Below are 13,360 nucleotides of genomic sequence, written 5' to 3' on the forward strand. Positions count from 1 at the left end.
ACCGAGGAGACCCCATGAGCGCGCCCGCACTCCCCGCCCCAGGCGCCTCCGCCACCCCGGACGACCCCGGCACCTCCGGCGGCACCGGCCGTGAGCCGGCAACCCGCCTGCGCCACGAACTGCGCGCGGTCCACGCCCTGGTCCACCGCGACCTGCTGCGCCTGTCGGCCCAGCCCACCCACACCGCCCTGATGCTGCTCCAGCCGGTGCTCTACCTCTTCGTCCTCGGAGGAGGCCTGGCCGCCCTGATCCCGAACTCCTCACTGGGAGTCGGCTACCAGACCTACCTCTTCCCCGGCATGCTGATGATGACGGTCCAGACACCCGCCGTCATGGTCGGCATCCGCCTGATCACCGACCGACAGAGCGGCTACCTGCGCGAACTCCTGATGGCCCCGGTCAGCCGGTCCACCCTCCTCCTCGGAAGCTGCGCCGGCGGCACCATCGTCTCCACGGTCCAGGGCGCCGTCCTGCTCGGCCTCGCCGGAGCCGTCGGCCTGCCCTACGACCCACTGCTCCTGGCCCTGCTCCTCGCCGGCATGATCCTGACCTCGTTCACCATCACGTCCCTGTCCCTGGCCCTGGCCGTCAGCCTCAACCGGCCCGAGGTCTTCCACATGCTGCTCGGCCTGGTGATGATGCCCCTGCTGTTCCTCTCCGGGGGCTTCTTCCCCCTGGAGAACCTGCCGGGCTGGGCCCACACACTGGCCGCGGTCAACCCGCTCGCCTACGGCGTGGACCTGCTGCGCCGCTCCATCGCCCTGCGCGTCCCGGACCAGGCAGCCGCCGCGGGCGTCGACTGGTTCGGCCGGCAACCTCCGCTGCTCCTGGAGGGCGCCCTCCTGCTGGCCGCCGGAAGCCTGGCGCTGTTCTGGGCGGCGCACCGCTTCAGCCGCCCCGAGTGACACCCGACCGCGAGACCGGCGACCCCGCCGCGCCGGCCGCTGGTACGCCGGAACGGAGCGGCGGCCTGCCGGTCCGGCGGCCCGGGGCGGTCGGCCGCATCCGTGCGGGGGATGATGGGTGGGGAGCGACGGAACACGAGGTCAGGGGTTGTGATGGCGAAAGGGGTTCACCAGCCACGTGAGGATGCGGAGTTCGACTTCATCCTCAGGATGAGCGGGGTCCCGGTTCTCGCGTACTTCATCGGGACGTGGCCCAAGGCGGTCGAGCCCTGCCGGGCGATGGACCTCGTCATGGGCGGCGTCGCCGAGGAGTACGCGGGCCGGCTGGCGGTCGTCCGCACGGACATCACGCGCTGCCCCGCCGCGACCGGGCGATACGGGATCACCGGAGCCCTGTCCTACGTGCTGCTGGAGGAGGGGGAGGCGGTGACGCACGGCGCCGGGCCCCTGACCGACGTCGAGGTCAGGGCATTCCTGGACGGTCACCTCTGAGACCCGCCGCGCGCGCCGGGGGCGGGCGTCGCCGTGTGCCGCGCCGACGGCGTCCACCGCGGAACCGGCGGACGGACACGCCGGCGCCACCTCGGCGAAGGGCCGGGAGAACGCACCGGCCGCCACCGCGAGCACACGGTCTGACCTGCGGGTGTGCATTTGCCCCGCGAGAGGAGGAGGGTAGGGGGGAGCGACCGGACCACATCCGGGCTGCCGCCGGCGACCTTCCTTCCCGCCGGCGGCGATGTCGCCTGGAAACCAGGCCGAGACACCTGACACCCGCGGAGGACAGCGGGAGCGCACTGCGGAGGGTTCTCCCCATCAGCGCAGGAGCGAGGTACATCACCGTGCTGCCCGACCGAACGTCCCCGGCCAACGCCCCCCGCCCGCAACTCTTCCTCGTCGACGGCTCACCCGCCTGGCAGCCCAGCCGCGGGCGGGCTCTCGTCCGCTACGCCCCGACGGGCTGCCCGGCGACGGCCGTCCTGTGCATGAGCGGCGAGTTCGACTTCGGGACCGTCGGATGCCTGCACGAGGCGCTCGACTCCGTGCGCTCCTCGCGGACCGAACGCATGGTGCTCGACCTGGCCGCGGTCGACTTCGCCGACGCGGCGCTCGTCCACGAACTGACCACCGCCCACTACCTCCCCGGACGGCTCATCCTCATCGGCCCGCTGCCCCGGCCCGTCCGCCACGTCCTGGACCTGACAGGCACCCGTGACCTGTTCCAGATCGAACTGGATCAGAGCCTCGCGGCCTGACGGTTCACCCCGCCTGCGAGCCGGACCAGCGCTCGGACCGTCCGCAGGCGAGGTGGTGCTTGCCGGTCAGTCCGCCGCGGGAGTGTCCGAGTCCACGTGCTTCGAGTCGGGTTCCGGCTCGTGGAGGGTGATCGCCCCCGACGGGCAGAGACCGGCGGCCATCTGCGCGGCCGCGCGGTGCGCGGCGGGCGGTTCGGCGTGCAGCAGGAGTACGAGGCCGTCGTCCGGATCCTGGTCGAACACCTCGGGGGCGGTCATGGCGCACATCCCGGCGCCGATGCAGCGCTCACGGTCGACACTCAGGTGGGGCGCGCTCATTTCTCGTCCCAGGTGACCGGGAGGCTCTTCACTCCGAAGATGTCCGCGGTCTCCGGGCGCAAGCCGACCTCTGCGGCCGGGACGGCCAGGCGCAGCGTGGGGAAGCGGTCGACCAACGCGCGGAAGGCCACCCGCATTTCGACACGGGCCAGCTGCTGCCCCAGGCACTGGTGGATACCGTGGCTGAAGGCCAGGTGTCCGGTGGCCTGCCGGCGGAGGTCGAGCGTGTGGGGGTCGGTGAATCGATCAGGGTCGCGGTTGGCGGTGTTGTACGAGAGGACGACCGTCGTGCCGGCCTTGATGGTCCGGCCGCCCAACTCGACGTCTTCCAGCGCCGTCCTGTGGAAGGACTTGGCGACGCTCAGATACCGCAGCAGTTCCTCCACCGCCCCGTCGGTGAGCGCGGGGTCGGCGCGCAGCGCCGCGAGTTGCTCCGGGTTCTGCAGCAGCGCGAAGGTGCCGAGGGACAGCATGTTCGCCGTGGTGTCGAACCCGGCCGCCAGCAGGATGAGACTGATCCCCTTCAGCTCCTCGTCGGTCAGATCGCTGTCGGTGAGTTCGCTGAGGACGTCGTCGGTGGGGTTGGCGCGCTTGGCCGCCACCAGCTGTGCGAGGTATTCCTGCGTCGCGGTGTAGGCCGCGATCAGCTCCTCGTCGCTGACCTCTCCGCCCATGAACGCGTCGATCTGCTCCTGGAAGGACGCCCGGTCCTCGTAGGGAACGCCCAGGATCTCGCAGATCACGATGGTGGGGATGGGCTTGGCGAACGCGGTCACCAGGTCCGTCGGTGGCCCGGTCTCCGCCATCGCGTCCAGGCAGTCGGCGGTGATCTGCTCGATCCGCTCGGTGAGCATCCGCATCCGCCGCACGGTGAACTTGCCGACCAGGGGCTTCCGGTAGCGGCTGTGCTCCGGCTCGTCCATGAGGAGGAACTCGCCGGGCGGCGCCGGTGGAAGCTCGAAGTCGACGACGTTCATGAGCTCCTTGCGGGAGCTGAACCGGGAGTCGGCCAGGACCGATCGCACCATGTCGTATCCGGTGATCAGCCAGCCGGGTTTGCCGCCGGGGTGGGTGTAGCGGCTGAGGGGACCGTGCCCACGGGCGTCGATCAACTCGGCCGGCGGGTCGAAGGGGCAGTCGGCCTGACGCTCCGTCGGCAGCGCCGTGACGGTGTGGAGGGATTCGCTCATGGTCCGTCCTCATCTCGCGATATGACGTGTTTGAAGCCGCTCGAAAGCTACGTTGCGTTCACTGGAACGTCAATCAACTGATCGCGTTATCCCAGCTAGATGGCAGAGAATTGATGCAATGACACTGAAGTCGAATGCAACACCGCGTTGCAGTGAAGGGTGCTGAAGGCACGCCGTCGGCCACCGCGGGCCGCTGCCGACTCGGCAGCGGCCCGCGGTGTGAAGAGCCGAGGAAGGCCGGGGCCGGGCCTCGGCGAGCGGCGTCCTGGTCGGCACCGCCTACCGTGTGCCGCCCGGTGGACGGCCCGGCCTCACTTCAGGTGCCGGTCCAGGAACCGGCACCCGTCCTCCAGCTCGAACAGCGGGGTGCCGGTGTGTCCTCCGAGGTTGGCGTGCAGGGTCTTCTCCTTGCTGCCGAAGGCGTCGAACAGGTCCAGGGCCCGTTGCCGGGGGTTCCCTTCGTCGTCCCACTGCAGCAGGAACAGCAGCGGGATGGTGACCTGTCGGGCCTCCTCGCGCTGGGCACGGGGCACGTACCCCCCGGCGAAGAAGCCCGCGGCGGCGATGCGCGGCTCGACCACCGCCAGCCGGATGCCGAGGGCGGCCCATCCCCCGGAGTACCCGACCGGGCCGCCGATCCCGGGCAGCGAGAGGAGGGCGTCCAGGGTGGTCCGCCATTCCGGGACCGCGTTCACGACCAGGGGGCCGATGAAGGACTCGAAGATCTCGTCGACCGGTTCGCCGGCCTGCATCGCCCGCCGGAGCTCGGCACGGGCCTGCTCGTCGGCGGCGGTACGTGGCCGGTCACCGCATCCGGCGGCGTCGATGGTGGCCACCGCGTAGCCGCGCGCCGCGGTGTACCGGGCCCGGGCGACCAGCCGGGGATCCGCCTTGGGCAGGCCGTTGTTGTGGGACATCAGGATCAGCGGGGCCGGAGCGGCGGTCTCAGGGGTCCACAGGGTGCCGGGGATCTCGCCGAGGGTGAATTCGCGCTCGAGGACGCCGTCGTCGAGGCGGTTCTCGGAAGTGAACTGCATGGTCGTGCCTTTCGGGAGGCTCTGGAACGGCGCTCCCGGACGACCTATCGCCCGACCGTGACCCCGGAGGGGAGCACCCATGTCGAAACAGTGTTCACGGGTACCACCTCCTCGTTCTCTCGCACGGCCAGCGGAAAGGTAGCAGCGGCCGCCGTGCTCCGCCAAACGAGTTTTCGCGAGGGCCCCGGAGCCGTCTTCCCTGTCCCGGGCACCGACCGGCCCCGCGTCCGCGACGTCAGCCCGCGGTCGGTCCGGACGGGCGGTGTGCCCGCTCTGGAGGACACTCCGGCCGGGCCGCGTGGCACCAGGTCCTGTCCGGGGTCGTCGTGCGGCTCGGTGCGGCTGGTGCGACATGCCGCACGTCCGGGTATAGCAGGGGATGAGCGGTCGGGATCGAGCAGGGGAGATGTGCAGGCCTATGGTCCAGTTCCTCGGAGTCGCCACGTTCTGCCGCCGGCGCGGGACGCCCCTCGGTCCCGCCACCGGCCGGGCCCGGGTGCGGCATCCCGGTCCCGGCGTACCGGGAGTCCGGCCGTGGTGACCCCGGAGGACGAGGCCACCGCGCACCTGCTCGTGGCGGCCGCCTTCCACGACGCGGCGGCGAAGGCCGAGGAGAGGGGCGATCGTTCGGTCGGTGACTTCTCCCGCGCGGTACTGCGCCGGTTCGAGGAGGAACAGCATCTGGAGGGCGCGCTGTACGACGTGGTCGTGACCTACGCCGACGAGCACGCCTCCTCGGAGGACCTGGCGGCGTTGCGCCGCTGGATCGCCGAGGTGCGGACCTGAGGCTGGTAGCCGCTCGGTGGTGTCGAACTCGGCCACCTGACCCGGCTGGAGGAGGAGTTCCCGCGCTCCGAGGATCAGCCGTAGCCGGCCGGCGAGTACGTACAGCCATGCGTAGCCCGCGTGCGTCACCGGCCGGGGTTCCCGCTGGGCGAGTACCTGCTTGAAGACCTGCACGCGACCCGGGTACGGGGTCAGGGGGAGCAGCACGCTGCCGCGGCCCCGGCTGCGGACTCCTCCTGCTCGCCGCCGCACGCGTCGCCCGGCCGCGCCCCGATACGTGCTGACCGTCGGGGCGTGTTCGTCCGCCGGACTGAAGGCCGGGAGCGGGATCGGTCCTCGACCGTTACGCGCCGGGCGCCCGGTACCCCACTCGTTCGGCTTGGCGCAGGGCATCGAGGGTTTCCTCGATGGTCAGAAGGACGGTCGTCTCGAACGAGCTGAGCGCGCCGCCTCCACTGATCGCCAGCGCGACCGCGGCCATGGACACGTTGTCGGGGGCTTCCCACAGGTTGTAGCCGTCGTGCGTGCCGAAGGCGTACCAGAAGCCGTGGAGCTTCCCGCCGACGGACTCGATGTACGCCTGAGCGGCCGCCGCGCGGTCCTCGGGGTGGCCGATCAGCCTCGCCCAAGTCTCCGGCGTGTAGCTGAACCTCGACAGGTAGAGCGGCATCATGTCTCCCTTTCGTTCCACCGAGGAATGCCCCGGAGGAGCTGGAAACGTGCTGCGCACCGCCCGCGTGTCCCCCGAACGGTCGGGCGTCGGGCTCGCCGCCCGGCCACGCGCGAGGACGGTGGCTGCGAAGGGCCGCCGCCGGCGGACGGATCCGCCGCCCGGTGTGACCGGCGGTCCGCCGGCGAGCGGGGGGTGAGGTGGGAGCCGGCTCCGGCGGCATGAGTACGATCACCCACGCCGGTCCGAGTACGCGAGCGGATGCCCGTCGCGCGCGGGCGTCGGAAGGGTGGACGCATGCGCCGACTGCTGCTGTTCGTCCCGCTGTTGCTGCTCATCGCCGGTTGCGGGGCGGTGCGGTCCTCCGAGAGCAAGGCGACCGATGCCGCCCGGGAGGCCGCCAGGGAGGCGGGCGACCGGCTCTACGGCCGGCGTCCGCGCACGGCGGAGGAGGTCGGGCGTTCCGCCTCCGCCATCGACGGGGTCGAGGTGCTGCGGGTGACGGGTACCTCGACACACGACGGGGACGGCGTCGACGTGGTCATCCGGACGTCCGGCTCGGCGTACGACGAGTGGCTCGACGTCGAGGAGGTCGTCGTCCGGCGCTGCTTCGCGGTGCGGGTGTCGCCCACGTCGGAGTGGCACGAGGAGCCCCGTGACGTGGACTGCCCGGACGGCCGTGCGCTGACGTTCGCCCCGGCACCCGAACCGCCCCGGCTCCCGTACGAGGAGCTCGGCGCGAAACTTCCCCGGGTACCGCGGGGCGGCCGGGTGGACGAGGCCGAGGTGCGCCGTTCGCTCGCCGCCCTGGACCTGGATCCGGCGATCCGTACCGAGGTGAAGACGGACGGCGGCCGGGTCGGCGTCCTCCTGTCGGTGAAGGGCAACGGCTTCGACCCGCAGGACTGCCTTCTGGCCCGCGTGCGCCCCGGCGCCACCGAGGTGTGGGTGCCGACCCGGATCCAGCGGATGCCCGGAGAGGGCGGCTGCAGCGTCGGCAACGCCCTGGACCGGCAACCGCCACCGCACTGAACAAGGCGCCGGGCGCCGGCGCAGGCCGACCGGCCGAGGCCGGCGCGGGCGGCGGACAACCGCACCGCGCCGTAACCGGCGGGCCCGCGGCCCGGTGACCTGCTTCCGCGAGGTCAGGCGGCCGTGTCGAACGTGTAGTGACGGGTATGGTCCAGCATGTCCGCCGGGGTGACGTCGTTCCACGGGCGCATCGTGTCGCCGAGGTCGACGACGTTCGGGGTGCCGGCGGCCGGGAGGTAGGTCGACCGGGGGTGGCGGGCCTGCCAGTCGGCCCACAGCTTGTCGATGAAGGCGTGGTGGAGCCAGAACACGGGGTCGTTGGGCGAGACCCCCGTGCCCATCTGGCCGCCGACCCAGACGTGGACGCGGTTGTGGAGGTTCACGCCGCGCCAGCCCTCCAGATGGTTGCGGAATCCGTCCGAGGAGCTGTTCCAGGGGGCCGTGTCGTAGGTCTCCATGGCGAGGACGGAGTCCACCTCGGCCCAGGTGGGCAACTGGCGCCCGCCCGCACCGAGGTCGCGCCGGAGGAAGTCCCGGCCGTCGACGCGGACGTTGATCGTCCAGCGGTTGCCGGTGCGGGCGAACGCGCCGTCCGTCACCTGGCCGTCGCGGGCGCGGCCGGTGCCGCCGAGGAAGTCGGGGGCCCAGAGGGAGGAGCGGGACGTGCGGTCGGCCGTCCAGTCCCAGTAGGGGAGATTGACGGTCGCGTCGACGGACTGCAGCGCCTGCTCGAACTCTATGAGGAAGCGACGGTGCCAGGGCAGGAACGACGGCGACCGGTGCCCGACGCGGTCGCCGCTGTCGGTGTCGCTCATGATGAAGGCGTTGTGCGTGGTGACGAAGGTGTCGTAGCGCCCTGAACGCTTGAGTTCCAGCAGGGCGTTGACGAAGCGGCGCTTCTCGTCGGCGTCGAGGGTGGCCTGGTTCTTGCGTACGGTCATGGTGGTCCGGCTCCTGGATCGGATCAGGCGAGGGTGAGCTGCACGAGCGGGGCGCCCTGGAGTTCGCGGACGGCCGCGCGGGCGAGTGCCCGGGGCGTGGCGACGGGCTCGTAGTGGTTGATCACACTGATCCAGGTGCCGTCGGCGTTCCGCATGACGTGCAGTTCCTCGCCGTCGATCGTGACGGAGTAGCCACCTCCGTGGTGTCCCCCGTGGTGTCCGCCGCCGTGCGAGGCGCCCCCCTTGATGCGGCGGCCCTGGTACACCTCGTCGAAGGAGGCAGGGGCCGGGGCGGCGGCCGGCGCGGCCCCGGGAGCGGCGGCGGCGGAGCGGGCCAGGGCGACGCCCGAGGCGGCGGCTCCGACGGCGACGCCGAGGGCCCGGCGGCGGGTGATGCTGGACATGGAATACCCCCAGATGGTCTGTGCGACCGGGGGATTGGTCATATGCCCCCGGCAGCGCCCATTCGTATCCGGGGGCGTCGGCGCGGCGGAAATCGCCTGAGGGCGGTTGGCTGCGAAGTGGACAACGTAGCGCGAACAGTGCAGTACTGAACAAAGTTGATCTTGCTGCTCGGAGGGGTGACGGCGCCGCGGGCCGAAGATCCTGCGGGAAAGGCGCGCTTCTCGTGAAGGATCTTTCGTGCCGAGGCGTCGCATGTGGCGGAGCCCACGCCCTCAGGCTGTCCGGATCCCGACACCCCTCGCCTCCGGTGGACGCGGAGGCGGCGAGGCGCCGCAGCCGGGGGACCCGCGAGGGGACCGGCGGAGGCAGCTGCGGCGACCCCCGCCGGCCATCGGGTCGGCGGGGGTCGAGACGGCGAGGGCAGCGGGTGCGCGGCCCGGCGGCCCTTTCACGCCCGGGTGACCTGGGCATCGCCCACCGCTACGGCCCGGGAGTACGACCCTGCTCCGCGTACGAACTGCGGTGACCAGCGAGGGCCGCGCGCTTGAGCTCGGGTGACGCCGACGCCTCCGGGTTCGTCCGTCCTCCCGGCCCCCCGCGCATCGGCCACCACATCCCGCGCCCCAACAGCGCCGCGGCCGCCGGCACCAGCAGCAGGGACAGGACGAAGGCGGACAGCAGGATGCCCAGCGCCGTGGCGAAGCCGATCTGCCGCGTCGACGGCTCCGCGTTCACCGCGAGGCTGCCGAAGGAGGCCGCCAGCACCACGCCCGCCGTGGCGATCGCCGGCGCCGTGTGGCGCACCGCCCGGGCCACAGCGGCGCGGGCCGACCCCCCGCGGGCCATCTCCTCGCGGAGCCGGTCGCTGATGAGGATGTTGTAGTCGGTGCCGAGGGCCACCACGAACAGGAACAGCACCAGCGGAAGGACGAAGTTCACGCCCGGCTCGCCGCCCAGGTGCTGGAAGACCAGCGCCGAGGCGCCGAACGTCGCCGCGAAGCAGAGCCCGACCGCGACCATCAGCACGGCCGGAGCCAGCAGGCTGCGCAACAGCACCAGCAGGATCAGCGCGATCAGCGCCGCCGCCACCGGGAACACCGTCCGCAGGTCCTCGTCGACGGCCGTCGCCACATCGGCGAACACGGCCGCCGTGCCACCGACATGAGCCCTCAACCCGGCCGGCGTCGCCTTCCGCACGGCTTCGCGCACCGGGCCCGTGACGAGGTCCCGAGCGCGCTGGGTACCCGCGTCCGCCGTCAGATAGGCGTCCAGCCGGGCGGCGGTGCGGTCGGCGTTGAACACGGGGGAGCCCAGCTTCCCCACGCCCTCCACTCGGGCCAGGGCTCCGGGCAGCCCGCCCAGCGCGGCGGTGTCCAGGACCCGTCCGTCCTCGGCGGTGACGTACACCGACGTCGGGTCGGACACCCCCGACGGCAGGGCGCGGGCGATCTCCTGCGCCGTCGCCGCAGCGGCCGTCTCGCGAGGGGCCCCGCCGGTGCTGAAGTCCATGTGCACGCCCTTCACCCCCACCGCGAGCGCGCCGAGGAGCGCGACCGACGCCGCGAGCACCAGCAGCGGGCGACGCGCCACCAGCTCTCCGGTACGGCCGGCCAGACCGGGCCGCTCGACCTTCGTCAGGCTCCGCGACGGCCAGAACATGCGCCGCCCGGCCACCGCGAGCAGCGCCGGCATCAGGGTCAGACTCGCCACGAGCATCACCAGCACCGACACGGCCACCGACGGTCCGAGCACACGGAACTGACCGAACGTCGCCATCCCCAGCGTCGCGAAGGCCGCCACGATCGTCAGCGCCGCCGACGTCACCGCGGTGCCCACCCGGCCGGCCACGTCCGCGGCCACCGCCCGGTGGTCCGCCTCCGGGCGCCGCCGCAGTTCCTCGCGGAAGCGGAACAGCAGGAACAGGAAGTAGTCGACGCCGATGCCGATCAGCACGGTACCGATCAGGCTGGGCGTGCCCGGGTCCAGGTCGAAGCCGGTCAGCAGCGCCGCTCCCACGACCGTGCCGGCCGCCGCGCCGCCCACCACGGACACCGCGAACAGCGGGACGAACGCGGCCAGGACACTACGGAACACCAGCACGTTGATCAGCACGATCAGCCCGACCATGACCAGACCGACCACCGTCTGCGTGGTCTTCTCCGCGTCCGCGCGGTCCACCAGGTCCGCCAGCCCCCCGGTGAACCCGGTGCGCAGCCCGGCGTCGGCGAACTCCTCCTCGGCACGGTCGCTGAAGGCCCGGTACAGCGCCTGCATGCCCGGGTCGGTCGAATTGCCTCGCAACCGCGCGGTCAGCAGCGCGAACGACCCGTCCGGCGCCGTCATCGCCGGCGCCACCCGGGGGACCTGGGAGTAGTCCTCGGACAGCCCCCGTATCTGCTGGTCGGTCCACGGCATCTCCACGCGCTCGACGCTCAGCCTGCGCGCCACCTCGCCTACCCGGTGCCGGTCCGAGTCCGCCAGCGGCTTGCCGTCACGCCGGGCCACCAGCACCGTCACCGTGTCGGCGCCGGGCTCCGCGCCGAACTTCTCCTCCGCGACCCGCAGCGCCGCCGCCGCGTCGTAGTCCGAGGGCAGGAACCCGGCGCTGTCGGTCTGCGTCACGCGGAAGACCAGTACCTGGCCCATGATGGACACGAAGATGCCGACCACCGCCCACAAGGCGATGACCCGCCAGGGTTTGCGGGTCGAGAATCCGGTCAGGGCACGGATCACGGAAGTCCTCCGGTACGAGTACGCGTACGAGAGTCGCGTACGCGGTGGTGAGCACGGCGCCGCAGGTGTCCGGGCGCCCGTACCGGGCAGCTCCCGGCACCCCTTCAGCACATCAGCGGAACCCGGCCCGGACCTCGGAGCCGGGAACGAGAAACCGCCTGGGAGCACGGTCAGCGGGACGCGGCGGCGCGCGAGCAGGAACAGGGAGGCGGCGACCACGACCAGGCAGCCGGCCGCCGGGACGTGGCCCTGGTCCATCTGGCTGGTGACCGTGAAGCCGACCAGGTCGACGGCCGCGGCGCCGACGGCGACGAGCCCGTCGTGCCGGCTCCACAGACCGGGGCCGCCGCGCCGCGGTACTGCCGCGTCGCGTGCCCGGCCCGGCTGCCTGGTCGTGGTCGCCGCCTCCCTGTTCCTGCTCGCGCGCCGCCGCGTCCCGCTGACCGTGCTCGCGGGGGTCCTGGCGACGAACCTGTCACTCAACTGGTTCAGCGCCGTCGGCCAGCACTACGGCGCCGCCACCGTCGTCGCGCTCTTCACCGTCGTACGCCACCACCGTGCCGCCGTCAGCGCCCTCGCCGTCGTCGGATGCGTCGCGGTGCTCCAGTTCGTCCATCCGGTACTGCCCAGGCCGTCCCTGCTCGACCTCGCCGCCAACGCCGCCTCCGCGCTGCTCGTGGCAGGCGCCGCCGTCGCGGTGGGCCGCTGGCAGCGCAACGCCGAGGCGCACCGGCGACTGCTCGCCGACCGCGCGGTCGCCGACGAACGACGCCGCATCGCCCGCGAGCTGCACGACATCGTCGCCCACCACCTGACCACGATGCAGCTGCTCGCCGGCGGTGCCCGCGCCAACCTCGACCGGTCCCCCGAGACCGCCCGGGAGGCCCTCGTCACCCTCGAAGGCTCCGGCCGCACCGCCCTCCACGAGATGCGCCACCTGCTCGACGTGCTACGCGCCGGCGACGACCGCGACGAGGGCGAGGCCACCGCCCCGCAGCCCGGCATCGCCGACCTCGACCGCGTCGTCGAGGACAGCCGCCGCGCCGGCCTGCCCACCACCCTCACCAGCGACGGCGACCCGCGGACTCTGCCCCCCAGCGTCGCCCTCGCCGTGTTCCGCATCGTCCAGGAAGCCCTCACGAACGCGCGCAAACACGCCGGCCGGGGCGCGACCGTCGACGTCCGCCTCACCTACGCGCCGCACGAGGTGCGCGTCACCGTCACCGACGACGGCCCGCGCTCCGACCTTCCCGCCGCACGGGACTCCGGCTACGGACTCATGGGAATGCGCGAACGCGTCGCCCTGCACGGCGGAACCCTGCACGCCGGCCCCGGCGACAGCGGCTTCACCGTGCACGCCCGGCTACCCCTGCGCACCGACCACAAGGAGGCGTACGCGTGACCGCGCCCGTCAACGTCCTGATCGCCGACGACCAGCCCCTCGTCCGCCGCGGCCTCGCCCTGATGCTGGCCCCCGAACCGGACTTCCACGTCGTCGCCGAGGCGGCCGACGGTGCCGAGGCGGTGCGCCTGGCCCACGAGCACCGGCCCGACGTGGTCATCATGGACATCCGCATGCCGGTCCTCGACGGCATCGCCGCGACCGAGCGCCTCGCCGCCGAACTGCCCGGCTGCCGCGTCCTGGCCCTGAGCACCTTCGACATGGACGAGCACGTCGTGGCCGCCCTGCGCGCCGGGGCCTGCGGCTTCCTGCCCAAGGACATCTCACCCGAGGACCTCGTCGCCGCCCTGCACGTGGTCCGCGACGGCGAGGCGATCCTCGCCCCCAGGCTCCTCACCCGCCTCATCTCCGCGCACGTCACGGCCCCCACCCACCCCACCTCGACCCGGGTGCCGTCCAGCGCCGACGGGCTCACGCCGCGCGAGCGGGAGGTGTGGCGGCTGATCGCCACCGGCCTGGACAACACGGACATAGCCGAACGGCTCGGCGTCAGCGCCTCCACCGTGAAGAACCACATCACCGGCCTCTTCGCCAAGCTCGGCGTCAGGGACCGGGCCCAGGCGGTCATCGCCGCCTACGAGACGGGCCTGGTGACGGCGCGACGCCGGTGGACCGGAACCGCCGGCCC

13 protein-coding genes and 1 pseudogene are annotated in these 13,360 nt (G+C 72.5%); 7 read left to right on the forward strand and 7 right to left on the reverse strand.

Annotated features, from left to right (window positions below; all coding sequences use genetic code 11):
* The first annotated feature begins 14 nt into the window (after nt 1-14).
* From EAO71_RS01485 to EAO71_RS01495, 3 genes are all read left to right on the forward strand, one after another.
* Nucleotides 15-905, forward strand: coding sequence for an ABC transporter permease (locus EAO71_RS01485; RefSeq protein ID WP_147975942.1), 891 nt, complete (start codon nt 15-17; stop codon nt 903-905).
* A gap of 153 nt (nt 906-1,058) precedes the next feature.
* Nucleotides 1,059-1,397, forward strand: a complete 339-nt coding sequence (locus EAO71_RS01490) for a thioredoxin family protein (protein ID WP_147975943.1) — start codon at nt 1,059-1,061, stop codon at nt 1,395-1,397.
* A 347-nt stretch (nt 1,398-1,744) separates the two neighbouring features.
* A complete protein-coding gene (locus EAO71_RS01495; protein WP_147975944.1) occupies nt 1,745-2,158 on the forward strand; it encodes an STAS domain-containing protein in 414 nt (137 codons plus the stop codon).
* A gap of 66 nt (nt 2,159-2,224) precedes the next feature.
* Here the strand turns inward: EAO71_RS01495 and EAO71_RS01500 are convergent, their stop codons facing one another.
* The 3 genes from EAO71_RS01500 to EAO71_RS01510 all read right to left on the reverse strand — a co-directional run bounded on the left by EAO71_RS01500 (nt 2,225) and on the right by EAO71_RS01510 (nt 4,703).
* Nucleotides 2,225-2,476 carry a ferredoxin gene (locus EAO71_RS01500; protein WP_147975945.1) on the reverse strand — a complete coding sequence of 84 codons (252 nt, stop codon included), beginning with the start codon at nt 2,474-2,476 and terminating at the stop codon, nt 2,225-2,227.
* Nucleotides 2,473-3,666 (reverse strand): cytochrome P450, encoded by a 1,194-nt coding sequence (locus EAO71_RS01505; protein ID WP_147975946.1) that lies wholly within the window; start codon nt 3,664-3,666, stop codon nt 2,473-2,475. The genes EAO71_RS01500 and EAO71_RS01505 overlap by 4 nt, the downstream gene beginning before the upstream one ends.
* A gap of 311 nt (nt 3,667-3,977) precedes the next feature.
* Nucleotides 3,978-4,703, reverse strand: coding sequence for a dienelactone hydrolase family protein (locus EAO71_RS01510; protein WP_147975947.1), 726 nt, complete (start codon nt 4,701-4,703; stop codon nt 3,978-3,980).
* Between the two features lie 534 nt (nt 4,704-5,237).
* On the opposite strand from EAO71_RS01510, the gene EAO71_RS01515 reads away from it, so the two are divergent.
* Nucleotides 5,238-5,489, forward strand: a complete 252-nt coding sequence (locus EAO71_RS01515) for a hypothetical protein (protein WP_147975948.1) — start codon at nt 5,238-5,240, stop codon at nt 5,487-5,489.
* 343 nt (nt 5,490-5,832) lie between these two features.
* Here EAO71_RS01515 and EAO71_RS01520 read toward each other — a convergent pair whose 3' ends face one another.
* Nucleotides 5,833-6,159, reverse strand: a complete 327-nt coding sequence (locus EAO71_RS01520) for a GYD domain-containing protein (protein ID WP_147975967.1) — start codon at nt 6,157-6,159, stop codon at nt 5,833-5,835.
* 297 nt (nt 6,160-6,456) lie between these two features.
* Between EAO71_RS01520 and EAO71_RS37390 the strand changes: the two genes are divergently transcribed.
* Complete coding sequence (locus tag EAO71_RS37390; protein WP_187282516.1) at nt 6,457-7,191, forward strand: translation initiation factor IF-2; 735 nt, start codon at nt 6,457-6,459, stop codon at nt 7,189-7,191.
* A 113-nt stretch (nt 7,192-7,304) separates the two neighbouring features.
* Here EAO71_RS37390 and melC2 read toward each other — a convergent pair whose 3' ends face one another.
* The 3 genes from melC2 to EAO71_RS01535 form a co-directional block, all read right to left on the reverse strand.
* Nucleotides 7,305-8,132 (reverse strand): tyrosinase MelC2, encoded by an 828-nt coding sequence (melC2, locus tag EAO71_RS01525; protein WP_147975949.1) that lies wholly within the window; start codon nt 8,130-8,132, stop codon nt 7,305-7,307.
* A 23-nt stretch (nt 8,133-8,155) separates the two neighbouring features.
* Entirely contained in the window at nt 8,156-8,536 is a 381-nt protein-coding gene (gene melC1, locus EAO71_RS01530) for an apotyrosinase chaperone MelC1 (protein ID WP_147975950.1), read from the reverse strand.
* Nucleotides 8,537-9,017: 481 nt separating this feature from the next.
* Nucleotides 9,018-11,270, reverse strand: coding sequence for an MMPL family transporter (locus EAO71_RS01535; protein ID WP_147975951.1), 2,253 nt, complete (start codon nt 11,268-11,270; stop codon nt 9,018-9,020).
* 265 nt (nt 11,271-11,535) lie between these two features.
* On the opposite strand from EAO71_RS01535, the gene EAO71_RS01540 reads away from it, so the two are divergent.
* Both EAO71_RS01540 and EAO71_RS01545 read left to right on the forward strand, forming a co-directional pair.
* Complete coding sequence (locus EAO71_RS01540; protein WP_261991936.1) at nt 11,536-12,672, forward strand: sensor histidine kinase; 1,137 nt, start codon at nt 11,536-11,538, stop codon at nt 12,670-12,672.
* Nucleotides 12,669-13,343: pseudogene (locus EAO71_RS01545) on the forward strand (response regulator); the annotation flags it as partial. The gene EAO71_RS01540 and the pseudogene EAO71_RS01545, both read left to right, overlap by 4 nt.
* Between the last annotated feature and the right edge of the window lie 17 nt (nt 13,344-13,360).

The organism is Streptomyces sp. MS191 (genome assembly GCF_008042125.1).
Lineage (GTDB): Bacteria > Actinomycetota > Actinomycetes > Streptomycetales > Streptomycetaceae > Streptomyces.